The sequence below is a fragment of the Actinoplanes sp. NPDC051343 genome (assembly GCF_044455125.1).
In the GTDB taxonomy this organism is placed as follows: Bacteria; Actinomycetota; Actinomycetes; order Mycobacteriales; family Micromonosporaceae; genus Actinoplanes.
Genome location: NZ_JBITEL010000005.1, coordinates 317,339 through 343,336, shown reverse-complemented (window position 1 = coordinate 343,336; position 25,998 = coordinate 317,339). Strand labels below are relative to the sequence as shown.

Below are 25,998 nucleotides of genomic sequence, written 5' to 3'. Positions count from 1 at the left end.
GGTGACGCCAACTGAGGATCAGTCTGCCGTGATTGGTCACACTATGGCGTAAATTGGGCGGGCTCAGGGATGGGCTTGGTGGACGGGCTGGCGGAAGGTTCGCCGGTACGCCGACGGTGCCACCCCGATAGTCGCCTGCAAATGCTGGCGCAACGCGGTGGCACTACCCAGTCCGGACCGCCTGGCGACGGTCTCGACTCCCAGATCGGTCGACTCGAGCAGCAGCTGAGCGTGGGCGACCCGCCGGCGCAGCAGCCACTGCCGGGGGCTCAGGCCGGTCTCGGAGCGGAAATGGCGGGTGAACGTGCGTACGCTCATCCGCGCGTGCCCGGCCATGTCCTCGAGGGTGACCGGTTCGGCGAGCCGGTCGAGTGCCCAGGCCCGGGTCGGCTCGGTGGCCGAGCCGACGGCGGCGGCCGGCACCGGCCGCTCGATGAACTGCGCCTGCCCGCCGTCCCGCCAGGGCGGCACCACGCAGCGCCGGGCGGCCCGGTTGGCCACCTCGGTGCCGAAGTCGCTGCGCACGATGTGCAGGCAGAGGTCGATGCCGGCGCCGACCCCGGCGCTCGTCAGCACGTCGCCGTCGTCGACGAACAGCACGTCGAAGTTCCAGCGCACCTGCGGATAGAGCCGCGAGATGGTCGAGGCCCAGTTCCAGTGGGTGGCGGCGGCACGTCCGTCCAGCAGCCCGGCCGCGGCCAGCACCGACGCGCCGGTGCAGATCGAGACGATCCGGGCCCCGCGCGCCGCGGCGGCCACCAGCGCCTCGCGGATCCCGGGCGCGAGTGTGCCGTCGGTGACCGGACCGCCGGTGTGCACCCCGGGCACGACCACGGTGTCGGCGGTCTCCAACGCCTCGAGGCCGTAGTCGGGGGTGACCATGAAACCGTGCTCCGACCGCACCGGACCGGCCCCGCACACCCGCAGCGAGTACAGCCGCTTGCCGCCGGCATCCCGCGCCGTTCCGAGAATCTGGGTGGCCGATCCGAGATCGAACGGGACGATGCCCTCGAGGAGAAGAATCGCAACCTTCATGGCCCAATTCTTGCGCACGATGGCCTCCCGGCCACTCGTCTGGACCGCCGGATCCCCGGAGAATCGATCTCGTGATCAAGACCCGCCTGCACCCGGCCTGGTTCGTCGCCGCCGTCGCGTTCATCGCGCTGGTCGGGGCGGCCGGCTTCCGCGCCACCCCGTCCGTGATGATCGGACCGCTGCACGACGAGTTCGGCTGGTCGACCGCGACGATCTCGGCCGCGGTCTCGGTCAACCTGCTGCTCTACGGCCTGACCGCCCCGTTCGCCGCCGCCCTGATGGACCGCTTCGGCATCCGCCGGGTGATCATGGCCGCGCTCGTGCTGGTCTCGGTCGGCTCCGGCCTCACCGTGCTGATGCGGCAGAGCTGGCAGCTCGTGCTGCTCTGGGGAGTGCTGGTCGGGCTGGGCACCGGCTCAATGGCGCTCGGCTTCGTCGCGACGATCACCGGCCGGTGGTTCGTCAAGCACCGCGGCCTGGTCACCGGCGTACTCACCGCCGGCGGTGCGGCCGGCAACCTGGTCTTCCTGCCGGTGCTCGCCTCGCTGACCACCAGCCACGGCTGGCGGGTCGCCGCGCTCACCGTCGCCGCCGCCGCGCTCGCCGTGGTGCCGCTGGTCTGGTGGCGGCTGCGCGACCACCCGGCCGAGCTGGACATCGCCCCGTACGGCGGGGAGTTCACCCAGCCCGCACCGATCGCCGCGGCCGGGGCCGCCCGCACCGCGCTGAGCGCGCTCCGCGAGGCCTCCAGGAAGCGGGCCTTCTGGCTGCTCGCGGGCGGCTTCGCGATCTGCGGCGCCACCACCAACGGGCTGGTCGGCACCCACTTCATCCCGGCCGCGCACGACCACGGCGTACCGGAGACGACCGCGGCCGGCCTGCTCGCCCTGGTCGGCATGTTCGACATCGTCGGCACCATCGCCTCGGGCTGGCTGACCGACCGGGTCGACAGCCGCATCCTGCTCGGCGGCTACTACTTCCTTCGGGGGATGTCGCTGCTGGTGCTGCCGTCGCTGTTCGCGGCCACCGTGCACCCGAGCATGGTGCTGTTCATCCTGTTCTACGGCCTCGACTGGGTGGCCACCGTGCCGCCGACCGTGACGCTGTGCCGGGAATACTTCGGCGAGCGCGGCGCGGTCGTCTTCGGCTGGGTCTTCGCCTCCCACCAGTTCGGCGCGGCCGCCGCGGCCAGCGCGGCCGGCCTGCTCCGCGACCAACTGGGCAGCTACAACGCCGCCTGGTACGGCGCCGGCGCCCTCGCCGTCCTCGCCAGCCTGCTGAGCCTGATGCTGTTCGCCGGGAAGCGGCTCAAGCCGATCGCGCCCGGCATCGGCCTGGCCACTACTCCGTCAGCCGCACAACCTCAAGCAGCCCGCTGAGCACCAGGATCTGGCGTACCCCTGGGGTGGGACGGGCAAGCCGGAACGACACGCCGGCGTCCCGGGCGCGCTGAAATCCGGCGATCAGCGCGCCGAGCCCGGTCGAGTCGATGAAGGTCAGATCACTCAGGTCCACCACCAACTCGTGCGGATGCGCCGCGAGGGCCCCGATCAGCGCGACCCGCACCTGGTCGACGGTCAGCACGTCGATCTCGCCGCGCAGGGCGACGGTCGCGATGCCGGTGTCCTGATCGAGGGTTGTCACGATCTCGTCGGCCAACGACGAACCCCTTCCTGGTTCCCAGTGGCGATGGTTCCACGTACGGTAATCGGCATCACCAAACACGTGAGGAGCGTGGTGTGCCGATCCTGGGCGGTCTGCCGCCGCGCAATTCTAGATTCGTCGGCCGCGAGGAGCTGCTGGCACGCCTGCAGTCCCGCCTGGCGAACGGCCCGGCAGTTCTCCTTCCCGGCGCCGACCACCCGTTGGGCGGCACCGGGCGCACCCAGCTGGCGGTCGAATACGTCTACCGCTACGCCGATTCCTACGAGCTCGTGTGGTGGATCCCGGCCGAGCAGACCGCAGGCACCCGCGCCGCGCTGACCGGCCTGGCCCGGCGGCTCGGCCTCCCCGAGACCGGCGACATCAACCGCACGCTGGCCGCCGTCCGCGACGCGCTCAGCCGCGGCGAGCCGTACCGGAACTGGCTGGTCGTCTTCGAGAACGCCAACCGCCCCGAGGACATCCAGCCCTACCTGCCCAGCGGCGCCGGCCACGTGCTGATCACCAGCCGCAACCCGCGCTGGACCGAAGACATCGCCCAGCCGGTGCCGGTCGAGGTCTTCGACCGGGCCGACAGCGTCGACCTGCTCCGCCACCGCGCCCCCGACCTGTCGACGGCCGACGCCGACCGGCTGGCCGAGCGGCTCGGCGACGTGCCGATGGCCCTCGACCAGGCGGCCGCGGTCCGGGCCGCCACCGGCTGGCCGGTCGACGAATACCTCGACCGCTACGCGCGCCGCGAGGCGGAACTGGCGTTCCCCACGCCCACCCGGGTGGCGTACGGTCTGGCCTCCGACGCCCTGGCGGAGGCCTCCCCCGCGGCTTTCGCCCTGCTGGAGCTCGGTGCCTTCCTGGGCGGCGCACCGATCTCGTGGCATCTGCTGTGGGGCGCCCGCACCCAGCCGCTCGACGACGAACTGGCCCGGGTGGTGCGCCTCGAACGCCGGCTCAAGGCCGCGATCCGGCTGATCGGGCAGTACGGCCTGGCCGACCTCGACCCGCCGGGCGCCTCGCTGCAGGTGCACCCGCTGGTGCGCGGCATGCTCAGCCAGGGCTTCAGCTCCGAGCGGCACGCGTCGCTGCTGTCGATCGTCCGCGGCATGCTGGCCGCCGCCGACCCGGGCGACCCCGACAACCCGGCCGGCTGGCCGCGGTACGCCGAGCTGACCCCGCACCTGATCCACTCCGACATCCTCGGCGCGGCCGGCGAAGACGTCCGCCAGCTGGTCATCAACTGCATCCGCTTCCACTTCGCCCGCGGCGATTTCGACTCCAGCCGCGACCTGGCCGCGGCGGCCGCCGCCCGCTGGCGCGAGTCGCTCGGCGAGACCGACGAGCAGACGCTGCTCGCCTCGTTCCACCTGGCCAACGCGTTGCGCGCGGTCGGGCGCAACTCCGAGGCCCGCGCCCTCAACGAGCAGACCCTGCGCATCCAGCGGGACGTCCTCGGTGCCGACGACGAGGCCACCCTGGCCACCGCCAACAGCGTCGGCGCCGACCTGCGCATCCGCGGCCACTTCGGGCAGGCCCGCCAGCTCGACGGCGACAACCTGGTGCGCTACCGCCGGCTGTTCGGCGAAAGTTTCCCGACCGCGCTGCGCTGCGCCAACAACCTCACCACCGACCTGCGGCTGCTCGGCGACTTCCGGGGCGCCCGCACCCTCGACGAGCAGATCCTGCGGCACCGGCAGGCGGTCTTCGGCGACACCCACCCGGAGACGCTGTCGTCCCGGGCCGCCGTCGCCTACGACCTGTTCGGGCTGGGCGACTACGGCGGTTCGGCCGCGCTGCTGGCCGGCGGACGGCCCGACTCGCTCGACGACGACCACCCGTTCGCGCTCTGGGCGGCCCGGATCGCCTCGATGGCCGACCGCCGTCGCGGGCTGCCCACCGGCACCGAGCAGGCCGAGTGGGCGCTCGACCGGTGCCGCCGCCGGTTCGGTGACCGGCACGCCGAGACGCTGGCCGCCGGGCTCTCGCTGGCCAACTGCGTGCGCCAGGACGGCGACCTCGACCAGGCCCACGAACTGCTCGAACGGGTCGTGCTGCGCTACCACTCGACGCTCGGCGACGAACACCCGTTCACGCTCGCCTCGTCGGCCGCGCTGGCCGGGGTGGTGCGCGGGCTGGGCCGGCACGGCGACGCCCGCCGCATCGACCAGGAGGCGCTGGGCGGCCTGCAGCGCAGCGTCGGCGCTGACCACCCGTTCACGCTCGCCTGCGCCAACGGCTTCGCCTCCGACCTGTTCGGCCTCGGCGAACGGCAGCACGGCCAGCAGGTCGCCTCCGACACCTGGCAGCGGTCCCGGCTGATCCGCGGCGCCGAACACCCCGACACCCTGACCGTGCAATGGAACGCGGTGCTGGCCGGCGGCGACGCCGAGGCGCTGCGGCAGACGGCGGAGGCCCTCGCCAAGGTCTTCGGCGAGGGCCATCCGGTGCTGTCCGACGTTTCGGCCGGGGAACGGCTCGAGGTCGACATCGACCTCTCGCCCCTGTAACTCTTCACCGCCCAGCTCTTCACCGCCCAGCTCTTCACCGCGGCCTAGCTCTTCACCGCGGCCTAGCTCTTCACCGCGGCCTAGCTCTTCACCGCGGCCTAGCTCTTCACCGCCGCCTGGCGGACCAGGAGGTCGGTCAGCTCGTCGGCCGGCATCGGCTTGGCGAAGTGGTAACCCTGCGCCTGCGCGCAGTCCAGCTCGCGCAGCCGAGACGCCTGCACCGCGTCCTCCACACCCTCGGCCACCGGGGCCAGGCCGAAGGTGCGGGCGATCTGCAGCACCGCCTCGGCCACCGACGCGCCGCCGCTCTCCCGCATCGCCGCCACGAACGACTTGTCGATCTTCACCACGTCGACCGGCAGCACACCCAGGTGGCTCAGCGACGAGAACCCGGTGCCGAAGTCGTCGAGCGCGATCCGCACGCCGAGCGCCTTCAGCGAGCCCAGGATGCGGGCCGACTCGCCGAGGTCCGTCAGCGCCACCGTCTCGGTCAGCTCCAGCACCAGCAGCTGGGCCGGCATGCCGGTGGTGGCCAGGACCTCGCGTACCTCGTCGCACAGGGCCGGGTTGCCGAGCTGGGACGCCGACAGGTTGACGTTGAGCTCGAAGCCCGGGGTGTGCTCCTGCCAGATGACCGCCTGCCGGCACGCTTCCTGAAGCACCCAGTGTCCGACCTCGGGCAGCATGCCCAGTTCCTCGGCCAGGTCGAGGAAGGCGGCCGGCGGCAGCAGGCCACGCTCGGGGTGCCGCCACCGGATCAGCGCCTCGACGCCGACCGTGTGCTCCCCGTCCAGGTCGACGATCGGCTGGTAGTGCACCTCGAACTGCCTCTCGGCGAACGCCCGCCGCAACTCGGCCTCGTCGAGCCGCCGCTTCTCGGTGCGCGCGAACAGCTCCGGGTCGAACCGCCGGGCGACACCCTTGCCCTCGGCCTTGGCCTGGTAGAGCGCCTGGTCGGCCTCCCGCAGCACCTCGTCGACGTCGTGGCCGCTGCCCCGGGTGATCGCGATGCCCGCGCTGGCCCGGATGCTGAGCATGACGTCGCCGACCACCAACGGCTGCAGCAGGTCACGCAGTATGCGGTCGGCCACGGTGTCGGCGATCGTGTCGTCGACCAGCCGGGGCAGCAGCACCACGAACTCGTCGCCGCCGAGCCGGGACACCGTGTCGTTGGCCCGCACGTTCGCGTTCAGCCGGGTCGCGGTGGTCTTGAGCAGCTCGTCGCCGGCCGCGTGGCCGTACGTGTCGTTGACGTCCTTGAACCCGTCCAGGTCGACGATGATGACCGCGGTCATCGTCTCGTCGGCGTCGCCGAGCGCGTCCTCGGCGTGGTTGATGAACATGGCCCGGTTGCCCAGCTGGGTCAGCGGGTCGCGGAACGCCTGCCGGGCCATGATGGCGCGCTGGCGGGTCAGGTCACGGATCAGCCCCTCGTTGGTGCGGGCCCCGAGGAACTGCCGCACCAGGACGATCGCCGCCACCACGATGATCAGCCAGGTCAGCTCCGGCCCGGCGCCCCCGGTCCGGGAGTGCATGACGGCGGCGATGACAACGGCCGCGAAGGCGGGCGCGTACCGGGCGAGCGGCCACCGCTCACTCACCTTCGCGACCACCGCGCCGAACACCACAACGACCCCGACCGGCCAGGCCCGGTCGAGCACGGTCGTGCCCGGCCGGCCCAGGTCATCGAAGAACACCGGCCAAGCAAGCACCAACAGCGACGCAAAAATCATGGCGTCGTCGACGACGCGACGCAGCACATCCGTGGCTTTGCCGGTCCGGCTCATGCTTCACCTCCGCGCCTTCCATCGGTTGCGCGCAGGCCCACATGAGCGATCCGGGCTCAGCTCAGCCACTCCACCAGGGCCTCGACCGCCGGCCGCGGCTCCAGAGCCGCCCACACCGCGCGAACGACCTCCGGTCTCTGCCGCAGCGCTCCCGGCCCGGAAACCAGAGCCAAACCGGCCAGGGCGGCGTCGGTCTCGCCGGCAATTTCCAGACCTCGGACGTACCCATCCCGACCGGCCCCGTATTCACCGCCCAGCCAGGCGACATCCCCGGGCCGCACGCCGCCGCCGGGCCAGGCCCTCTGGTCACCCCCGCCCCCGTCTTCGTCGTAGCCGTCGGCCGGGGTGTCTCGCACCGCATCGTGGTCGCGGTCGGCCGGGGTGTCTCGCACCGCATCGTGGTCGCGGTCGGGTGGGGTGTCTCGCGCTGCATCGTGGTCGCCGTCGGGGAGGGCGTCTCGTTCCGGCCGCGGCGCCGCACCGTCCTCGCCGTTGGGCTCAGCGTCGCGGCCTGCGGCAGTGTCGTCGCGCAGCCACCGGTGTACCAGCGCCAGCCGCCCGCTCACCTCGAGCCGGCGCGCTCCCGCGACAACCTCAGGTGCCGGCAGCTCCGGCGGCGGCCGCCCGTTCTCCCAGGCGTCGACCAGCGCCCGCGTGCTCGCCGGCGACACGCGCAAATTGCGAAGCCGCCACCGCACCCAGTGATCGACGTTGGCCCCGTGAGCCAGCCGGGCGACCTCCGCGTCCACCGGTTCGTCGAGCCACTGCCCGACCTCGTCGCGCAGCGCCCCCACGAACCGTCGCCCAGCCGGCGTGAGCACCGACTCTTCGCCGGCAGGGGACCGCGAAACTGGCCCGGCATAGGGCGCCTTGCCAGTTTTGAACCCGCTATCGACCCCTTTGCGCCGGGGGCCTCCCCCGTTTTCGATTGTCGCGAGGAATTGAAGATCGTGGGGGGCGCCTGTGGATAACTCGGTGTCGGGGCCTTCTGTCCGTTTTGCGACAAGCAGCGAGTCGGCGGCGGCTGCTACGGCGGCCCGCCAGCGGGCGAACTCGAACTCTGCCCGCCGGCCGCCGCCGAGTGTCGCTTCCGTACGCCAGAAGCGGGTCACCGCCAGGTAGGCGTAGGCGCCGTGCAGGACCCCCGAGGTCGGGCGCGGGTCGTCCCGCCACGGCGAGTAGCCCAGGGCCGTCGTCGGGCGGACCAGGTCGAACAGCAGCGTCGTCGCGTTGAGGAGGCTGTGGGCAGTCTCGTGGATGAGTCCTACGGTCAGCGACAGGGGGTCCGTTGGGGCAGACATTGCCACCGCGCCGTAGGCGTGTGCCGACGTCGCGCTGATGGCGTCGGCGGCCGGGTCGGGCTGCACCGGGATGATGACCTGCAGGACTTCGGCGAGGATTTCGGCGGCGGGGCGGTGGCGGCGGACCAGCGACTGCCAGCATTCCGACAGCATCTGCCGCCAGTGGGTCACCTCGGCGGGGGACAGGTGGCCGGTCGGGGGCAGGCCCAGGCGGTCGCGGAGCGGGTCGGCATCCTCGAGGCGGACGCGGAGCGTGAGGTTTTCGCAGGTGACGGCCACGGTGGGGGCGGTGCCGACGAGGGTCGGGCGGTCGGGCGGCCGGCCGCCGTTACGCATCGTTGAGAGCGTCGTGGCGGCGTAGAGGCCGGTGGCGGGATCGGCCAAAATGGTGCGGGACGGTGAACCCGCGTACCAGAGGGGTGTCTCGGCCTTGAGGATTTCGCTCAGCAGGAGCAGATGGCGGCTGAGCTGCGCTTTGCGCAGCTCGCCGAGGGTGCCGGGGGAGGGGCGGCCGGCGGCGAGGGCGCCCAGGTCGCGGTCGGCGAGGCGGAAGCGTCGCAAGGGCTCACATGGCCGAGTTGAAGCCGGCGATCTGCTCGGTGGCGTCGGTGAGCTCCTCGGCCACCCGGCGCAGGCTGCTGGCCAGCGGGGATTGGGGGTCGATGGGCAGGGCGCCAACCTCTTCAAGCGACATTTCAGAAATGTCGATTATGCCGGACTCCCACTGGCTGGGATCGCCCCCCGCGGTCCGGTCCACGACACCTGCCTCGCCTTATCGGTCGAAAGAACGTCCGTCAGCAACAATCAATGTATTGCCTGAAGGTTACGGTGGTCGGCCAAGGGCTGTGAGCAGGGGCCGAGATGCCGGTTGTTGCGCGACCGTGATCTCATAGAGCCGCCAACAGCACGAAAGTCGGCAACGGAGGACAAAACTGTGCCGGAGGGAATTTCCGCCTCACCGGACGCGACGTCAAGCTCGATGAGCTCGACCGTCGCCCTCGCCGACCGGGTCGCCACGTTGAGCGCGTCCGCCACCGGAGACGACGGTGCGGTGCGGGTGACGGTGGCGGGCTCCGGGTTGGTGACCGGAATAGAGCTGGACGACCGGGTGCAACGGCTACCCGGCACGATGCTCGCGGCCGAGCTGATGCGGACCATCCGCCGGGCTCAGGCCGCGATCGTCGATCAGGCCGCGACAGCGGTCGACGAGACCGTCGGGTCGGGGAGCGAGACCGGCAAGGCCGTGCTGGACAGCTTCAGCCAGCGGTTCCCCCCGGAGCCGAACAAGAGCGAGGAGCCGCCCGTGACGCCGGTGATGCCGACGCCGCCGTTCCCGACCTTCCGGAGCACGCCGACCCTGCCGCAGCAGCTGCCCGGCAACGGCTTCGAGAGCGGGCGGGACAGCCGTGCCCGGTGACCTGCCCAAGCTGCCGCGCCGGGGTCAGGCGCCGGCGGTCGACCGGATGACCAATGCCGAGCTGGCCCGCATGATCGAGGCCGAGCACCCCTACCGCGGGCGGGCACTCTTCGAGCTCTCCGACCGTGTCCCGGGCGACGACGACGCGGCGACCAAGGTCGCCATGCTGAGCCGGCTCACCTCGCTGCGTCAGGCCCGGGTCTTCGACCCGGTCTCCCTGGCCTGGACCGCGATCATCGCGCTGCTCGCCGGCGGTACGGACCACGCGCGCTCCGAGGCCTACGAGGCGTTCAGCGCGCTCGACCCGGACGAACAGGCCAAAATGCTCGAATATCTCGAGGTCAAGTCGATCGAGGAGGCCCGCCCGACGATGTCGTGAGCGGGTCAGGCCTCGACCCGGACGTCCTTCCAGAAGGCGACCCGGTCGCGCACCGCGGCAGCGTCCGGCTTGGGCGACGGGTAGTACCACACGGCGTCGGGCGTCGTGTGCCCGTCCGTCTTGAGCGTGTAGTACGACGCTTTGCCCTTCCACGGGCAGACCGTGTGGGTGTCGGACTCGACCAGCACGTCCTCCCGGAGGGAGGCTCGTGGGAAGTAGACGTTGCCCTCGAGCACCACGGTGTCGTCGCTGTCGGCGATTACCTCGTCATTCCAAATGGCCTTCGTCATATCCCGAACGTAGCGCGTGCCCGGCCGGTCGTCCGATGTGCGGACGTTAATCGCTGTCGCGGGTGAAACGTGACGACTCATCCGCCGATTGCTGTGCTCAAGTGTCAGGATCTACAGTCGATCTGCGTTGTGAGCCCCTGACGAGAGTCCCCGGTGAACCCTCTGAGCACCCTGCCGAGCACGGCTGAGCAGGCACGACACGCGCTGCTGTTGCTCGGCGCGCCCGCGCCCGCCCGGCTGCTGGTCGACGTCCACGCGGCCCTGTTCGACGGCGATCTCGACGTGCCCGCGCTGGCCGGCCTGGTGCGCCGCCGGGCGGCCGGGTTCGCCCCGGCGCTGACCGTCGAGCTGGCCCCGGCGTGGGGCGTGCTCACGCTGGCCTCCTGGCCGCTCGAGCAGCGCCTGGTCACCCCGGCTCGCCAGCGGGCCGATGCGCTGGTCATGGTGCTGCGGGTGGCCGAGTTCGTGGCCGCTCAGCGGCATGCCGGGCGGGCGGCCGACCGGCTGCTGCGCGAGCTGGCCCACGGCGTACCGCATGGGCCGGAGGCCCTCGATCTGGCCGACGCGGCGCGTGCCGCGCTGACGGATGAGCGGCTCGGCACGGCGCTCGCGACCGAGGAGCCGGTGCGCGAGGCGGCCCTGCGGCGGGCCGGCGGGCTCGACGAGTCGCAGCGGCTCTACGGCGTGCCCGCGGTGCCGCACCAGCGGGGACACGGGTGAGCCGGGTCGACGCGCTGCGCGGGCCGGTGCCGGGCAAGCGGCACAACGCGCGGACGATCGCCGCGCTGACCGGCAACCCGGGGTGCACGCGGCGGGCGGTGCTCGACGCGGCCGGGGTCGACAAGCCTCGCCTGGCCCAGCGGATCGGGTTTCCGGGCCGGTTCGGGCAGAGCCGGTTCGCGCTGGCGCGGGGCAACGCGTTCGAGGCGATGCTGAAGGCGGACGACGGGGCCCTGCTGCGGTCGGTCCTGGGGGACATCTCCGGCGACTACCTCGACGTCGGGGAAGACACCGACGACACGCTGAACGCCCGCAATGTCCGCACCGAGGAGCTGCTGGCCGACCGGGGGGCCAAGCTGCTCGACCATCCGATGCTCACGCTCGAGGTGGCCGGGCAGACGGTCTATCTGGAACCCGACCTGATCGCGTTCCAGCCGGCCGGTGGCCTGCTCCAGGTCGTCGAGATCAAGTCGTTCGCGATCGTGGACGGGCAGGCCGACGGCGCGAAGGTCTCGGCCGCGGCCGTTCAGGCGGCGGTCTACGTGCTGGCGTTGCGCCGGCTGCTCGGCGACGACCGGGTCAGCCATGAGGTCGTGCTGGTCGCGCCGGTCGATTTCTCGATGACGCCGGTTGCGGTGGTCCTCGACGTACGGAAGCAGCTGTCGACCTTGAGGCGGCAACTTTCCCGCCTGGCGTCGGTGTCGTCCTTGATCGCCGATCTGCCGGCGTGGGTGTCGTTCGATCTCGCGCAGGAGCCGGCGGCTTTGATCAACTCGGTCAATGCGCTTACTGCCCGATACGCCCCGGAGTGTCGGTCTTCTTGCGAAATGTCAGTCTATTGCCGCGACGAGGCGGCCGGCACCACGGGGGCTCTGGGCCGCCCGGTCCGGGACGCGCTCGGCGGCGTCGAGTCGATCGAGGACGTGCTCGCCCTGGCCGACGGCACCCTCGAGCCGACCGGGGAACAGACCGAGGCGGCCGCGCTGCTGCGAGCCGCCCGCCGGCTCCGGGACGAGGCGCTTTCTTGAGTACGCTCGTCGCGCTCGCCCGCGCCCAAGCGGTCGCCGAGGGCCGCGCCCAACCCATCGCCACCGTCCGCCACCTGCACATCCACGACCGACCGCTGGTGCTGATCCCGCTCGCCATGGCCGGCGAGGCCAACGCCCCGCTCGCGGCGATGCTCGGCACGTCGCCCGCCGATCGGCAGCTGCTCGTGGTCGGCCAGCCCCGCAACCGCGACGAGCGGTTCGCCTTCGTCGCCGATCTGGCCGCCCGGGTGCTGCCCTATGTGGACTCGTTCCGCGCGGCCGAGGAGCCGGTCGCGGTCGATCGGGGCCGCGACGTGCGCTACCGCTACGTCGACGCCCCGCAGATCTGGGTGCCGAACACCGGTGGCGTCGAGTTCCTCAAGCTGCTCGGCCGGTCGACCCGCTTCCGCCGGGTGGACGGCGACTACCCGGTGCATCCGTCGGTGCCGCTGCTCGGTCGCTGGCTGACGTTCTTCGCCGGGTCGGCCGAGGTTCCCGGGTCGTCGTTGCTGCTCAACGCGGTGCAGGCGTTGGGTCTGCACTGGGCGACCGGGCAGAGCGCGGCCGAGGACGCGCAGTTGGCGGTCCAGTTGGCGTGGATCACCGCCGGGGTGCGGGAAGCCCGAGATGTCGAGAATGCTGCGGTCGCCGGCCCGGACACCGACCCGGACTTCGACAACCATGTTCTGGCCCCCCTGATTGCGGACGGCTCGCCCGATCTGCCCAAGGTGCTCGAGGAGTTGCTGCTGCCCACGTGGGAGCAGATGTGGGCGGCGCTGGGTCTGCTCCGGAAGCTGCCACCGGGTGAGCGGGTCCCCATGCGCTGGGATCTGGACAAGGACGCGTATTCCGGTTTCGTGCAAGGGATCGAAGAAGGGAATCCGCCTCAGCCCCGGCGCGACGGCGCGGTCGCGGCGGCCGCCCGGCTCCAGCGCCTGGAGAACGCGGCGGCCCGCTACACGGTCCAGCGCGCCTTCGACGACCCGCTGATCATGGCCGAACACCGGCTGGCCGGCACGGCCTTCGGCGCAACGGTCACCCTCGCGAACCCCGATCGCGTCGACGACACCGGAAAACGCCCGGTGCTTCGCCCGCGGATCATGGTGGTCACCACCGAGACCGTACGCGTCGAGCCCGGCGCAAGCCTCACCTCGCCGGCCCGGCCCGGCCAGAAAGCCAAGGTCATCTCCGTCTCGGCCGGTGCGGCCGGCACCGATGTCCTCCTGGAGCTCTCCGGCGGGATGGGCCGCAAGCTGGTCGCCGAACCTTCAAGCGTGCCCGCGGTCGGCGAGAGGCTGCTGCTCACGACGTTGAGCGAGGCGTACCGCCCGGGTGGTGCCCTGCCCGAACCCGAGCAGACCCCGTGGACCCACGGCGGGCCACCGCAAGGACCGGCCCTACGCCAGCCGGACGAGGAGTAGCGCGATGTCGTCGGCCCGCCGCGGCGCCGACTCGATCAGCTGAGTGCAGAGATCGTCGCCGGTCAGCCCCGGGTTGTTCCGCAGCACCGACCGGAGCCGGGCGATGCCGTCGTCGATCAGCCGGGACGGGCTCTCGACCAGGCCGTCGGTGTAGAGCAGCAGGACCGAGCCCGGGGCCACCCGGCGCCGATGGGTGGGCCGCCCGTCGCGGGGCATCAGCCCGAGCAGCGGCTCCGGCGTCTCCCACCAGACCTCGACCTCGCCGTCCGGCCGGAGCAGTATCGGCGGCGGATGACCCGCGTTGGCGAACTGAAGTTCGTAACCATCGCCGTCGCGCCGCACCCGGGCCAGCACCGCGGTCGCCGCGGCCGGCACCCTCAGCCCGTGCAGCGCCCGGTCGAGCTGGGCGAGCAGGCGGCCGGGCGGGTCGTCCCGCCCGTACGCATCGCCGCGCACCAGATTGCGTACCTGGCCCATCGTGGCCGCCGCCTCGATGTCGTGCCCGGCGACGTCGCCGACCGCGATCATGACGCTGCCGTCGGGCTGCACGAACGCGTCGTACCAGTCGCCGCCGACCGCATCGCCGGCCTGTGCGGGCAGGTAGCGCGCGTGCAACTCGACGCCGGGGATCTCGGGCAGCTCGGTCAGCATGCTGTGCTGGAGCACCTCGGCCACGTGACGCTGCCGCCCGTACATCCGGCTGTTGTCGACCGCGAGCCCGGCCCGGCGCCCGATCTCGGCCGCCACATGCTCCTCGTCCGCCCCGAAGATGCCCCGCTCGGCGCCGTTGACCAGCATCATCGCGCCCAGGACGCGCCGCGAGACGGGAGCCGTGATCGGCACGAGCAGGTAGGAGGCGAAGCCCATCCGCTCGGCGATCTCCATGATCTCGGCACGGACCGCCGGGCGCCCGGGATCGGCCCGGTCCTCCCGGATCAGCCGGCCGGTGCGCTGCACGGACCGCAGCACGAGCCGGACCACCCTGGGTGAGGACTCCACCAGCTGCGCGAGGCGCAGCGCATCGATGGCGTACGCCGGATCGGAGTGCGCCGCCGACACGTGCCGGATCTTCGTGGTCGTCGGGTCGGTCAGCGTGACGAAGCACCAGTCGGCGAGGCGTCCGGCGACCATGCGGCCGAGGCGGCCCATGCCGGCCTCGATGTCCATGGTCGCGGTCAGCGCCTCGGTCAGCTCGCCGAGCAGCCGCAGCTGGTCGTGGGCCTCCTCGGCGCCGGCGCGGGCCTCGTCGGCGATCGCCCGGGCGATCCGCAGCCCGACCTCGGAGGAGCAGACCGCGGCCAGATCGGTGAGCAGCGTGATCTCGCTTTTCGTCCACTGGCGTGGCTCGCGGTCCATCACCGCGAGCGCACCGATGACCAGCCCGTCGGGGTCGGTGACCGGCGCCCCGGCGAACGCGGTCGTCCCCAGGTCCCGAATGGCCGGATTGCCGCGCATCTGCGAATCTTCGCGAACGTCGCCGACGACCACGAGGCGGCCGCTCTCGACGACGTGCCGGCTGAAGGAATGGGTCAACGGCATCTCGCGCGTCGTCGCCAGAGGTTGCGGCAGCCCGACCTGCCCGGGCAGGAACTGGCAGTCGGCGCCGATCACGGTGAAGACCGCCATCGGGGCGTCGATCAGTTGTTCGACCAGGCCGGCGATGCGCTCGAACGCGGCATCGGCGCGTGGGCCGACCCCGAGCCGCTCGACCGACCGCAGGCGCGCGGGATCGACGAGCACACCATGCGCCGGCTGCCCTGCCCGGTCTTCCTGCAGCATCGTCGCCCCTCGGCGGGTAAGGCATGTCAGCGTACCGGGTCGGGTTACGCGGCTAGGGTGTCGGCCATGCCGTTCGCCGAGACACCGTCCCCGCCCTACGTGGCCGTGATCTTCACGTCGACGCGCACCGAGGGCGACAACGGCTACGCCGCGATGGCCCAGGCGATGGAGGAACGCGCCCTCGACCAGCCCGGCTACCTGGGCATCGAGTCGGCCCGCGACGCCGGCCTGGGCATCACCGTGTCGTACTGGGCCGACGAACAGGCCGCCAAGGCCTGGAAGCAGGTCGCCGCGCATCTGGTCGCCCAGCGCCGGGGCCGCTCCGCCTGGTACACCGACTACCGCGTGCGGGTCGCCGTCGTGCAGCGCGACTACGGACTTCAGGGCTGATCGGGCGAGGGGTCGTTGCCCGAAGTGACGTCGGCGTCGGCGGCCAGCGGAGCCCACTTCTTCGTCCACTCCTCACGACGGGCCTCGAAGGCGTCGTCGTCGAGGCCGAAGGTCGACACGATGACCTCCATCCGACCCGCCGAATGCCCGGTCAGCGGCACCTTCCCGGCGACCACGACCAGGAAGCCGTCGGCGTCGACGGTCCACGACACCCGCCGGCCGACCGGCTGCCACTCGGTCTCGGCCAGCGACAACGCCTGCCGGCCCGTGGTCTCGCCGGTCAGATAGAGCGTGCGGCGCAGGCCCGCCGGCCGGTGCTCGAACAGGAACCGCAACTGCACCAGGAAGGTCCGCCACGCCTCCTCGATCGCGTCGTACCCGTCCGGGTCGTCGGGCACCGGCCCCTCGCGGACCGCGCGCACCACCGACCGGTCGTCGTCACCGGTGACCTCCAGATAGGACCCGTCGGCCCAGCCCATCCGCTCAGGGGCCAGCAACGTCGCCTGGTCGATGAAGATCTGCTGGATCTCGGCATCGAGCCCGTCGTAGTCCCACCCGAACCACTGCCGCAGCGCCGCCGGCTGGGTGACGGCGTCCCACACCTCGTCGCGGCCCGCGGGCAGGGCGGACTCCACGGAGTACGGCTTCAATCGGCGTTGATCGGTCATGCCTCCATCATTGGGCCAATCAGACAATCACGCCACGGGACCGCATCGTCACAAATCGATTGCAGTGCCCGGCTGTTCAGGGATGCCCCTCGAATCGGTTGGACGATATTCTCCCGCGCCGGGCAACATGACCGGCGTGGACTCGACACGGAACGACGCTGGGCCGGTCCGGACAGAGCACATGCATGCGTCCTGCCGGCGCGCTCTGGAGCACGTCGCCGCGTCGGCGGCCGGCCCGCCGATCGAGAAATCCCTCCGAATTACGCTCAACTTCCATCCCGACCGGGCCGCCACCGGAGCGCCGATTCTGCGGGACATCGCGGAGACCGGGACGTACCTGTCGCAGTTCGCCACCGGGACCAGCAACGGGGGGCTGACGGCGTATCCCGGCGGCGACCGGTGGCGCTGGGAAGAGTCGATGTTCGGTGGTGCGTACGACGGTGCTCCGGCCCACGTCCGGCCCGTCTACGGCGGCTTGAACTTTCAGCTCAAGCAAGTAGGAGCGGCGCCGCGCTTTGGATCAGCTCACCTGCGACTGACCGAGGAGACCCTCGCAAGAGCGACATTCTGTTACCCGGACAGCAATCTGGAACCGACTGCTTTCGGCGTCGCTGACCGCATGTCCCTGATCGAACTCGCCGTCAAGGACGAACAAGACGCGCTGGACGACTACATCGAAGCCCACGTCCACTGCCCTGTGCGGATAGACCGCGACGTCGAAGCTCTTGTGCTCGACCCCAGCTATCTCGACACAGACGTGGAGAGCGCCGCCCGCTGCCTGCCGTGCCCGATCGAGTGGCACCCCGGATTTCGGCTCGCGGTCACCGAGCTGCGCCGCCACCCCGACTTCCGGGGCCAACGCTATATCGACCTCGGCACGGAACTCGCCGTGAACGGCCACCTCACGCCCCGACTCATCGGCGACGCCGCCCGGAGCCACAAATACACCGAACAGGACCTCAAACGAGTCTGGCACTACCTAGCCCGATTCGGCGCTCCTTCAGATCAGTGAACGGCACCCGCGTATCGGCTGGCCGATGGACGCAGTCGGGTAGCCCCGACGCATTGCTGCGCCGGGGCCCCCTCAGAACCGTGCGTGCAACTCGTCGCGGCACACGGCTCAAGCAAGCCACTGGGGCGATTTCAGGAGTGCAGAGGTGCTGGTTCCTGCTGCCTGCCGGTGGTTCGGCGGTGGCAGGGGGAGTGAACGAGTCGGGTCACGTCCGGCAGGCTGTTCCCGTAGACGACCATGTGTTGCCTGGTGATCGCCTTGCGGGTGGTGCGATGCCATTGTTCCCACTCGCGTGGGCTTTGTGGCTCGCGGTCGGCGTGCAGCAGCAACTCACCGCAGATCGGGCAGGACCCGTGCTGCCTGCGGAGCAGGTGCAGGGTTCTGCGGTCGAGCAGCGGTCTGTTCTTGCTGCGCCGTTCGGCCCAGTAGCCGGCCTGGGCGGGGTCGTCCGGAGACGCGTCCCCGCGGACCAGGCTGTGCCGGACGATTTTCGTCCAGGCGAACTTGGGGAGGTAGGCGCCGCTGGTGCGGTCGCCGAACACCCATCGGTCCTGCCTGTCCGAGTTATACCGGCCGAAGTACCGGTTAACGATCCAGGGCTTCGGCTTGCGGGCGTGGCTGTGGCAGGCCCACTTGTAGGTGAGCCGCCACAGGTGCACGTCCAGCGCGGCGAACACGATGGACGATGCTGCCCCTCGGTAATAATTCGCCCAGCCTCGCACGATCGGATTGATCTTCGCGAGGACGGCCGCCGGGTTCGTGCCCCGCAGGGCCCGGAACTCGGCAGACAGGCGATGCCTGACTCGTTTGACGGCGGCCTTGCTGGGTTTCATCAGGAGCTTGCCGTTGCGTCGGCGGGCAGTGAACCCGAGGAAATCGAACCCCTCGTCGAGGTGGACGATTCTCGTCTTGTCCTCGTTGAAGGTCAGACCTCTCGGTGCCAGCCATGCGGCGAGCCGCGTTTTGACATCCTCGGCCTGCTGCTGGGAATAGCAGAGGGCGACCATGTCATCGGCGTACCTGATCAGCGAAGGGGAGCCACGTCTCGTCCGCTGCGGATCGCTGCGTTCGTGTCGGACTCCAGCCGCCTCTTCCAGCCCATGCAACGCAATATTCAACAGCAAGGGACTGATGACCCCACCTTGCGGCGTTCCCGCATCAGTGGGAGCGAATCCTTTGCCTTTCTCGAACACGCCCGCTTTCAACCAGCCCCGGATTTGGGTCCGGCCGGGAAAATCCCCAATCGTGGCGAGTAGACGTCCGTGGTCGATTCTGTCGAATGCTGCGGTGAGGTCCGCGTCCAGCACCCACACCCGTTTCGCTCCCGCGCCGCAGGCCGTCACGTGGATGACTTGGATCGCGTCCTGGCAGCTTCGTCCCGGCCGGAACCCGTAACTCTTGGGTTCGAACCGGGCTTCCCATTCGGGTTCCAGTGCGTTACGGTGCCGCGCCTGGTGGACGCGGTCCGAGATGACGGGAATGCCGAGCGGGCGCTGTTTCCCATTGGCTTTCGGAATGTATACCCGCTTGACGGCGAGCGGCATGAACGACTGTGCGGTGCGATGTGTCTGTTCCGCCAGGTCCATGCGTGCCGGAGAGGTCAACGCGACCTTACCGTCGATGCCCGCCGTCGCGCGTCCAGCGTTGCGCTGCGCGACCTGGCGCACGCTGACCAGCGTGTTGGACCAGCTCCGCAGCATCAATTTCTGCAAGTTCCTGACCTTCGGCCAGTCACCGTCCTTGGTCGCCTTGAAGATCCTGCCTCGTAGCCGCCGTACGTTCTCCTCGTGGCGTCGCCAGGCGACGTTGTCCCAGTTCGGAGAGTCGTCCTCCGGTCCGTTCACTCCGAGGGCCGCCCTCGCAACATCGAATGCAAAAGCCGTCATCTGTGTCTAACTTGTCCTTCGGTTCAGGTGGTTCCGGAGCTTCGTCGTCAAAGGCTCACCCGCCACACGTCAGCCTGCTTTCGCAGCCGGGCACCAGGCCCGGTATCCGGCCAGTTATACGACGACGGCCGGTCGGAGGACCGGACGTTGATGCCGCCGCTTTCCTGTCACCTTTCAGTCACCGGCATTCGCTTCTTGGGCGTCCTGTTCCCGTCACGGAGTTAAACTCTCCTCACGGTCGGCCTACCACAAAAATCCTGCGGACCGTAACGGGGTTTCCACGTTCCACACGCGTGAGACACAGCCGGGTCGGGTGCCCTCTTAACCCCGGAGGCGACGGTATCCACACGACCGTCGAACAGTCCTCGGTCGTCGTCTGCCGACTTCCAGCGGCCAGCCTCTTTGTCTCCCCGGTAGCACTGTCCGACCCGGGAAGTTGCCGTGACGAGGCATCAACGAGGGTTCACCACATTCACCCTTTCGGCCTTCCCCTCACCTGTAACACCCAGTCGGAATGGGTGCCCTTGGGCTTTTCCCTGAGCTTCGCACCCGGCAATTGCTCGCCACGCACGTCAGGGCGGGGACCGGTCTGGAGATACTGACCGGGAGCTACGTCTCGGGCATCAAACCCGACCTCCAATCGACGTACTCACTCACTTCGTGCGACCTCGTGTCGCACCCGTTCTCGGCATGAGCGTGCGTCGAGCCAGTCCGGGCCTCCGTCACAATGCGTGGTAACTCGCCGCGCACGCTCGGGGGCATGAGAGTGAGCTGACCTACTTGCGAGACCTACTAGATGACGCCCGCCATTGCAGCGCCGCGATGGACCCCGTGATTATGGAGGCGATCAAGGCAAGAAAGACGTGAATTAATGTTAGTCCGTCGCTCCAGCCGGCGGAGACAGAACAAAAAGTAGCGACGCCCGTAAGGAGCCCTACCCGCATGTGACCACCGGCGTGAGGCAAATTGGAAGGGTTTAATACCGTCAGTCGAGCGGTGTAGCCCCGGCCTCGCTCGGCAGACCCTTTTGGTCGAGGCTTCGGTGTGACGTTAGAACCGATCGGATTAGAGCTCCCATACGCAAGATGCTTGTAAATAAATCGGGCTTCTCCGTTGCGCCACCCTATGGGAGAAACCGATAGGAATGCCCGCACGGCCAGTGGCGTGCCAATTAGCACTCCGATTAGCGCCGCTGATCCCGAGCTTGTCAGAGAGGGCGCGTGTGCTAAGAGCCATTCGATTCGGCCGGATAGCCCGCCGTCCTCCGTGCTGTAACCATCGTCGGCCATAGCCGCTCTCGGCCCGGTGAGCAGACCCGCTATCCCGAGAATCCACGAGAGCTCGACCGCGATGGCGAAGAAGAGCGTGCTGAAGAGGTCAACGGCGGTCCGTTTCTTCCAAGCTCGGTTCTCTATTTTGTCCACGACGGAGCTAGAGATGTACCATAGAATGAGAAAAACGAATGGACTCGCGTATATGTACGCCCTAGGAACGCCAAAGTGCGTCGAGAAGTTAGAGCCGAAAGTGACGGCCCCTAGCAGAACATAATAGATTCCACCGAAAAACAGCACACAGAATGTGGCTATTCCGGCCAGCCAAAGCAGCAGGCTGGCCAGCCCTTTAACAACTTTGGAAAACATCCTCAGCCGACCTGTCGTCCGACGCGAGTCCGAGATCTAGCGCCTCGGGCCAGTAAGATATTCCCTCTACTGCACCGCCAGCAAGCGCATATTGCATTTGAGGCAAATTGGAGAGAAATGCATCGGCTATAACAATGTCTGGCTTCGGTGCGTCTACATTGCTACCGTCAAGGTGCTGGCGCATGAAAGCCAACGGTGGGGCCTCTCTTATTGAACTGATGGTGGCTGGCGAGGAGGATTTGTCGCTTGCCCGTTGGTCTTTGTGGCGGCGATTCCCTCTCGGTAGAGGGGGCGCCGGCAGGGCGTGTCGGTGCTTAGAACGCTAACGTGATCCAAGGTGGATGGATGGCCGCGTTTAGCTCGTGAAATATGGCGCCCAGTTGCGAGTCGCGTTCCTAATTTCCCGTGCCGCGACAATCGCCAGTATTTGTGGCTCGTTGCCATACTGGCGAGAAGACAAAGGCGAGGTCGCCGTTCGCATCAAGCCGACTTCGCCGGCAGGGTAAACTTCAATTTTCGTGGTAACTGCTTGCCATCGGGAATTCCGGAAGCCGTCACGGTTGCAGTTGTCGAACCATCCGGCTCAGCAAGACGCGCAATCTCGACGTAACCATTGCGCGTCTCATATGACATCCAGCCCACCGAGTTGTTTCGACTATGCCCAGACTCGGGTCGCTGCCCAGATGGAATCAGGCTGACGACCGCCAATGATTGATAAGCCGCGAGATCATCTCCAGTGCGCTTATCGGTCAACTGATGCACGAACATGGATAGTGCCTGCCATGCCCACGGCTGAAACACTACGGCGGACTTCCCGCCTTCGACGCAAGCAACCAAACCGTCGGTCATGGGGTCCCACTGATCGGTCGTGGAGACACCGAACAATACTGTCGGAGGGCCCGAGTGCTGCCAAAAATTGTTCCCATACCAACGCCAGGTGCCAGTGGTGCTCTCCGTGACCCGCTTCTTGATGGCGTCGCGCCAAGAAGGCCATAATTTGCTCGCTCCGCTTTTGACGGCATCGGTGACGAGACTCGCAGCGACCTGAGTACCGAGATCGGCCAACCAACTGTCGACGGCGGGGTTGAAGACGGCAGGTACTACCGGTGCGGCGGCAGCGCACGCCGCCGATGACGCGCCGGCACTTAAAGCAATCGCGGAGGCTCCGGTGGCTTTCAACAGCAGCCGCCGAGGTATTCGACTGGTCATCAGCACAACCTCCACCATGAAGCCGGACGCCTCGATCCAGGCCGCCGGCCTCGACTGATACGCGCGCTCACTCAGGCCAGATTTCCCTGACAGGCGACACTCGAGCGATCCTTTCCATCGAAGCCGAGCACTATCCGGATTGACATAGCCGTCCGGTTGAGACTCCATCCGCTCATCGGCAAAAGCGTGCACCGGACCGTGGCTTGTCAGATTCGGGTCGGCCCGTCCATTTGTGGGCGCCACTTCAGGCGGCGGGGCGACCGTGTTCGAGGCCGATCGGGGCGCGGCGGCCCGCCACCAGGCCGGAGCGGATGGTCCGCCGGATCTCGGCGCGACCGAGGCCGGCGAAGCGTGCGGCCGCATCGAGTTGGCGGACCACGTCGCCCTGGTCGAGCAGCCCGGCACCGACCAGGCGGCCCAGCGCGAAGGCGGCCCGGTTGAGAGTGTCGTTGCGGGTGCCGGCGGGGGCGCGGGCCACGCGGTCGGACTCGGCGGTCAGGGCGGCCGAGGCGTACCGGTCGGGATGGGCGATCGGACGCCGCGCGACCGGCATGACCGTCGGGCCTTCGATGAGCGCGCGAAGCGTGCTCGAGCCCTCGGCCAGCGGCTGGGCCGGCCCGCGCACCCAGTGGTAGTCGCCGCGCGGGTGCCGTGAGGGGGGCGCCACCACGTAGCCGCCGATGCCGCGCCAGTCGAGGCCGGGCAGCAGGTGCACGCGGTTGCCGAAGCCGGTCGTGCGGAACCAGAAATGCCGGCCGCCACGGCCGGTGCGGACCTGCGGACCGGCCGGAAGCTCGCCGCCCATCAGATGGCGCAGGCCGTGCCGCCCCTCTTCCGAGTCGACGTCGGCGACGTCCATCGCGATGCCGGTGCGCAGACCGATGTTTGCCCCGGGCCACCGGTGCCACCACTGCTCGATCTGCCACGGGTCGGTGCTGGCGTCGGTCAGGCCGTGGCGCAGCCGGGGATGCTTGCCCGGGCTCTCGCACCGAGCCGCCCGGTCGCACGAGCATGCACCGCCGGGCACCGGCTCGTAGACCGGCAGGACCGGAATCCCGTGCCGGGCGTAGGCAAGCGCGGCCCTCAGCAGCATTAGAACAAGTGTACGGATACTCAGGTTCCTGTGGGTAGGCTACGGTCTCCAAAACTGATTGCAGATCACAAGCGGAAGGGGTTGCCCGTGCTGAAGCAGGTCGCCGAGGGCGTACTGATTCACCAGAGCGAGTTCTGCCAGAGCAACGCCGTTGTCGTGCACGGCCGGGCCGGCGTGTTGCTCATCGATGCCGGGGTGCAGGACTTCGAGATGGTCTGCCTCGCGAACGACCTCTCCGAGGCGGCCCACACCGTCGTGGCCGGCTTCTCGACACATCCGCACTGGGACCACCTGCTCTGGCACGACCGGTTCGGCGCGGCGCCCCGTTACGGCACGGCCGGCTGCGCGGCCACGGTCCGGGACCGGCTGCCGGACGCCGGAGCGAAGGCCCGGGTCGCCGGGCTGATACCGCCGGAGATCGTCGAACACGTGCCGCTGGACCTGCTCGGCCTCATCACCGGCCTGCCCGCCGAATCCACGCACGTGCCGTGGGACGGCCCGCCGGTCCGGATCGTCGAGCATCGGGGGCACGCCCCGGGCCACGCGGCGCTGCTGATCGAGGAGCGCGGGGTTCTCGTGGCCGGCGACATGCTCTCCGACATCCTGATCCCGATGCTCGACCTGAGCAGCGCCGACCCGATCGGCGACTACCTCACCGCGCTGCGGCTGCTCGAGGACCTGGCGGCCGGCGCCGACGTCCTCGTGCCCGGCCACGGCTCCGTCGGCCGGGCGGGCCAGGTCCGCGCGCGGATCGAGCTGGACCGGGCGTACGTGCAGGCCGTGCGGGACGGCGAGGTTTCCACCGACCCGCGTATCGGCGGGTCGGCCACGTCCGGTGCGGGCGTGCACGAACGGCAACTCCAGCACCTCACCGGAGCAGCGGAATGATCCGGGCGAAGGCCGCCATGTGCGGTTCGAGTACGCCGTAGTAGGTGATGCCGAACTCTTCCCGGTAGCGCAGCAGCCGGTCGGCGATGTCGCGCTCCGGCCCGCACAGCACGGCCGGCAGTTGGAGCAGCCCGTCGTCGGGCAGGCCGGTGGCGGCCCGGGCAATGGTCAGGTCCAGCTCGGAGCGGTCGCGGCCGACCGCGCCGATGATCATATTGAGTTCGAGGCCGGCGAAGCGGTCGCCGGCCGCGGCCCGGACGTGCGCTATCCGGTCGGTCAGGGCCCGCTCCGGCGGTACGCCCGGATCGACCGCCGCCTGGATCGAGAAGCCGACGATGTCGGCCTCGCGGGCGGCCAGTTCGAGCAGCCGCCGCCCGGCGCCCGCCAGCAGGACGGGCGGGTCCGGCCGGTCCGGTTCGGCGGCCAGCCGTTCGCGCACCTCGCGCAGCGTGTCGGCGAGACGGCGCAGCCGGGTCGCGCCGGAGCCGAACGGCACGCCCGCCGCGGCGAACTCGTGCTCCAGGTATCCGGTGCCGAGGCCCAGCTCGAAGCGGCCGTCGGTGAGCCGGTGCGTGTCGGCGACGTCGCGGGCCAGCACCCACGGGTGGTAGAGCGCGGTGTTGAGCACGAAGGTGCCGACCCGCATCGTGCCGGCCGCCTCGGCCGCGGCCACCAGGGCCGGGAACGGCGCGGCCAGGCCCAGGTGGTCGGGCACGTGCAGGACGTCGTAGCCGAGGTCGGCCGCGGCGCGGACCTTGGCGAGCCACGCGGCGCGGGACCCGACCGCGACCAGCGCGACACCGAAACGGAACGGGCGAATCACGTTCATCGATGGAGTGTATTCAGTACGTGGGCGATGTGGTGCGACGTGCTGAACGCCATCCACGTGCCCGGGCTGCCGCCGCCCGGGGCGGTGCGCGCCCGCCGGGCGATCTCGGCGTCGCCCCACGAGAAGCGGGCGCCCGAGGACGGCCAGTACGGCGACGTGACCAGCGTGCGGCACAGGTCGTGGCAGCGGTCGTCGCTGCGTCCGCCCCGGCGGGCCCATCGGTAGATCCACCAGTGGTGTTCGGCCGTGTAGCGCAGCGTCGGCAACTGCCGGTGCCGCTGCACGCCGAGCCGCCGGACCGGTGAGGTCACGCCGTAGTCGGCGTAGCCGATGCCCGGCTCACCCAGCCGCTGCCAGGCCCGGGCGTCGAGGCGACCGACCGCTACCGGGACGTCGGGCGGCAGGTCGTCGAGGTTGGGCGGCATCGCGCCGGAGGCCACGCTGACCGAGCGCCAGGGCAGCGTGCGCGCCCACCGCACGACCCGGCGGGCCTGTTCCTCGACGTGGTCGGCGTGGGCCGCGCAGGCCGTCTCGGCGAGGTCGATCAGGAGGTCGACCTCTTCCGGCTCGAGCCCGGCGCTCCGCAGGAGGCGCACGGTGACCTGGCCGGCCTCCGCCGGATTCCCGGCGTCGGCGTGCGGCCTCAGCCGCAGCACGGCCCGGCGCAGATGCATCCGGGCGGCGAGGCCGTGCGCCACCAGGCGCCGGGTGCTTTCGTACGCGCGGAGCACCGGCAACATGGCCACCCCGAGATCGGCCAGTTGTTCGGCCAGGTCGAGCGGCGGCGATATGAGCGGGTCGTCGGGGTCGGGTAGCCGGCCGAAGTCGACCGCGATCACCCCGGTGCGCGGCGGCAGCCGGCGGATCAGCGGCATGATGCTCGGACCCGGTTCGAGCTCGAGGATCGGCAGCACACGGTGCGCGTCGGCCGGTGCCAGGTGGCTGAGCGCGGTCAGCTCGCCTCGCCGCGGCCGAAGGATCGGCCGGTAGCAACCGTCCTGCCTGGACCCTGCCGTGGTGAAGACCGCCATCTACTCACCGTAGCGACCCCTGTCGGATGCGC

Annotated in this window: 23 protein-coding genes; 10 read left to right on the top strand and 13 right to left on the bottom strand. The window is 69.9% G+C overall.

The annotated features are described in order from the left end of the window. Window positions 1–63: 63 nt before the first annotated feature. Window positions 64–1,035: a GlxA family transcriptional regulator gene (locus ACIA5C_RS19005; protein WP_396056244.1), complete on the bottom strand. Its 972-nt coding sequence runs from the start codon at window positions 1,033–1,035 to the stop codon at window positions 64–66. Window positions 1,036–1,106: 71 nt separating this feature from the next. On the opposite strand from ACIA5C_RS19005, the gene ACIA5C_RS19000 reads away from it, so the two are divergent. Further along, window positions 1,107–2,414 (top strand): MFS transporter, encoded by a 1,308-nt coding sequence (locus tag ACIA5C_RS19000; RefSeq protein WP_396056242.1) that lies wholly within the window; start codon window positions 1,107–1,109, stop codon window positions 2,412–2,414. On the opposite strand, the gene ACIA5C_RS18995 is transcribed toward ACIA5C_RS19000, so the two are convergent. Beyond that, a complete protein-coding gene (locus ACIA5C_RS18995; RefSeq protein WP_396056240.1) occupies window positions 2,377–2,694 on the bottom strand; it encodes an STAS domain-containing protein in 318 nt (105 codons plus the stop codon). The genes ACIA5C_RS19000 and ACIA5C_RS18995 overlap by 38 nt on opposite strands. An 80-nt stretch (window positions 2,695–2,774) precedes the next feature. Between ACIA5C_RS18995 and fxsT the strand changes: the two genes are divergently transcribed. Continuing rightward, on the top strand, window positions 2,775–5,198 hold the full coding sequence (fxsT, locus tag ACIA5C_RS18990) for an FxSxx-COOH system tetratricopeptide repeat protein (RefSeq protein ID WP_396056238.1): 2,424 nt from the start codon (window positions 2,775–2,777) through the stop codon (window positions 5,196–5,198). A gap of 98 nt (window positions 5,199–5,296) precedes the next feature. Here the strand turns inward: fxsT and ACIA5C_RS18985 are convergent, their stop codons facing one another. From ACIA5C_RS18985 to ACIA5C_RS18975, 3 genes are read right to left on the bottom strand one after another with little or no spacing between them, the layout of a single operon-like run. Next, window positions 5,297–6,985, bottom strand: coding sequence for a putative bifunctional diguanylate cyclase/phosphodiesterase (locus ACIA5C_RS18985; protein ID WP_396056236.1), 1,689 nt, complete (start codon window positions 6,983–6,985; stop codon window positions 5,297–5,299). Window positions 6,986–7,041: 56 nt separating this feature from the next. Further along, the gene (locus tag ACIA5C_RS18980; protein ID WP_396056234.1) at window positions 7,042–8,847 is read right to left on the bottom strand and encodes an aKG-HExxH-type peptide beta-hydroxylase; all 1,806 of its coding nucleotides are present in this window, start codon (window positions 8,845–8,847) and stop codon (window positions 7,042–7,044) included. Window positions 8,848–8,851: 4 nt separating this feature from the next. Then, a complete protein-coding gene (locus ACIA5C_RS18975) occupies window positions 8,852–8,980 on the bottom strand; it encodes a hypothetical protein (protein ID WP_396056232.1) in 129 nt (42 codons plus the stop codon). A 285-nt stretch (window positions 8,981–9,265) separates the two neighbouring features. On the opposite strand from ACIA5C_RS18975, the gene ACIA5C_RS18970 reads away from it, so the two are divergent. Continuing rightward, window positions 9,266–9,703 (top strand): YbaB/EbfC family nucleoid-associated protein, encoded by a 438-nt coding sequence (locus ACIA5C_RS18970; RefSeq protein WP_396056230.1) that lies wholly within the window; start codon window positions 9,266–9,268, stop codon window positions 9,701–9,703. Further along, window positions 9,693–10,082, top strand: coding sequence for a hypothetical protein (locus ACIA5C_RS18965; protein WP_396056228.1), 390 nt, complete (start codon window positions 9,693–9,695; stop codon window positions 10,080–10,082). The genes ACIA5C_RS18970 and ACIA5C_RS18965 overlap by 11 nt, the downstream gene beginning before the upstream one ends. Before the next feature lie 5 nt (window positions 10,083–10,087). Here the strand turns inward: ACIA5C_RS18965 and ACIA5C_RS18960 are convergent, their stop codons facing one another. Then, complete coding sequence (locus ACIA5C_RS18960) at window positions 10,088–10,372, bottom strand: DUF427 domain-containing protein (RefSeq protein ID WP_396056226.1); 285 nt, start codon at window positions 10,370–10,372, stop codon at window positions 10,088–10,090. Window positions 10,373–10,525: 153 nt separating this feature from the next. Between ACIA5C_RS18960 and ACIA5C_RS18955 the strand changes: the two genes are divergently transcribed. The 3 genes from ACIA5C_RS18955 to ACIA5C_RS18945 are packed head-to-tail and all read left to right on the top strand — an operon-like array spanning window position 10,526 to window position 13,541. Beyond that, window positions 10,526–11,092, top strand: coding sequence for a hypothetical protein (locus tag ACIA5C_RS18955; RefSeq protein WP_396056224.1), 567 nt, complete (start codon window positions 10,526–10,528; stop codon window positions 11,090–11,092). Further along, a complete protein-coding gene (locus tag ACIA5C_RS18950; RefSeq protein WP_396056222.1) occupies window positions 11,089–12,120 on the top strand; it encodes a hypothetical protein in 1,032 nt (343 codons plus the stop codon). Before ACIA5C_RS18955 ends, ACIA5C_RS18950 begins: the two co-directional genes overlap by 4 nt. Then, window positions 12,117–13,541 carry a hypothetical protein gene (locus ACIA5C_RS18945; RefSeq protein ID WP_396056220.1) on the top strand — a complete coding sequence of 475 codons (1,425 nt, stop codon included), beginning with the start codon at window positions 12,117–12,119 and terminating at the stop codon, window positions 13,539–13,541. Before ACIA5C_RS18950 ends, ACIA5C_RS18945 begins: the two co-directional genes overlap by 4 nt. Here the strand turns inward: ACIA5C_RS18945 and ACIA5C_RS18940 are convergent. Further along, window positions 13,518–15,320 carry a SpoIIE family protein phosphatase gene (locus ACIA5C_RS18940; protein WP_396056218.1) on the bottom strand — a complete coding sequence of 601 codons (1,803 nt, stop codon included), beginning with the start codon at window positions 15,318–15,320 and terminating at the stop codon, window positions 13,518–13,520. The genes ACIA5C_RS18945 and ACIA5C_RS18940 overlap by 24 nt on opposite strands. 66 nt (window positions 15,321–15,386) lie before the next feature. Between ACIA5C_RS18940 and ACIA5C_RS18935 the strand changes: the two genes are divergently transcribed. After that, on the top strand, window positions 15,387–15,710 hold the full coding sequence (locus ACIA5C_RS18935; protein WP_396056216.1) for an antibiotic biosynthesis monooxygenase family protein: 324 nt from the start codon (window positions 15,387–15,389) through the stop codon (window positions 15,708–15,710). Here ACIA5C_RS18935 and ACIA5C_RS18930 read toward each other — a convergent pair. Further along, complete coding sequence (locus ACIA5C_RS18930; protein ID WP_396056214.1) at window positions 15,701–16,378, bottom strand: SRPBCC domain-containing protein; 678 nt, start codon at window positions 16,376–16,378, stop codon at window positions 15,701–15,703. The two genes, ACIA5C_RS18935 and ACIA5C_RS18930, sit on opposite strands and share 10 nt — an antisense overlap. 127 nt (window positions 16,379–16,505) lie before the next feature. Here ACIA5C_RS18930 and ACIA5C_RS18925 point away from each other — a divergent pair, with 127 nt between their 5' ends. Next, window positions 16,506–17,390, top strand: coding sequence for a DUF3626 domain-containing protein (locus ACIA5C_RS18925; RefSeq protein WP_396056212.1), 885 nt, complete (start codon window positions 16,506–16,508; stop codon window positions 17,388–17,390). A gap of 131 nt (window positions 17,391–17,521) precedes the next feature. Here the strand turns inward: ACIA5C_RS18925 and ltrA are convergent, their stop codons facing one another. The 3 genes from ltrA to ACIA5C_RS18910 form a co-directional block, all read right to left on the bottom strand. Next, on the bottom strand, window positions 17,522–19,276 hold the full coding sequence (gene ltrA, locus ACIA5C_RS18920; RefSeq protein WP_396056210.1) for a group II intron reverse transcriptase/maturase: 1,755 nt from the start codon (window positions 19,274–19,276) through the stop codon (window positions 17,522–17,524). A 2,120-nt stretch (window positions 19,277–21,396) separates the two neighbouring features. Next, the gene (locus ACIA5C_RS18915) at window positions 21,397–22,317 is read right to left on the bottom strand and encodes a hypothetical protein (RefSeq protein ID WP_396056208.1); all 921 of its coding nucleotides are present in this window, start codon (window positions 22,315–22,317) and stop codon (window positions 21,397–21,399) included. 52 nt (window positions 22,318–22,369) lie between these two features. After that, the gene (locus ACIA5C_RS18910; protein WP_396056206.1) at window positions 22,370–23,218 is read right to left on the bottom strand and encodes a bifunctional DNA primase/polymerase; all 849 of its coding nucleotides are present in this window, start codon (window positions 23,216–23,218) and stop codon (window positions 22,370–22,372) included. Between the two features lie 87 nt (window positions 23,219–23,305). On the opposite strand from ACIA5C_RS18910, the gene ACIA5C_RS18905 reads away from it, so the two are divergent. Continuing rightward, entirely contained in the window at window positions 23,306–24,106 is an 801-nt protein-coding gene (locus ACIA5C_RS18905) for an MBL fold metallo-hydrolase (RefSeq protein ID WP_396056204.1), read from the top strand. Here the strand turns inward: ACIA5C_RS18905 and ACIA5C_RS18900 are convergent. Continuing rightward, a complete protein-coding gene (locus ACIA5C_RS18900) occupies window positions 24,087–24,935 on the bottom strand; it encodes a TIGR03621 family F420-dependent LLM class oxidoreductase (RefSeq protein WP_396056203.1) in 849 nt (282 codons plus the stop codon). The genes ACIA5C_RS18905 and ACIA5C_RS18900 overlap by 20 nt on opposite strands. After that, window positions 24,932–25,966 (bottom strand): beta family protein, encoded by a 1,035-nt coding sequence (locus tag ACIA5C_RS18895; protein ID WP_396056201.1) that lies wholly within the window; start codon window positions 25,964–25,966, stop codon window positions 24,932–24,934. The genes ACIA5C_RS18900 and ACIA5C_RS18895 overlap by 4 nt, the downstream gene beginning before the upstream one ends. Window positions 25,967–25,998 lie beyond the last annotated feature (32 nt).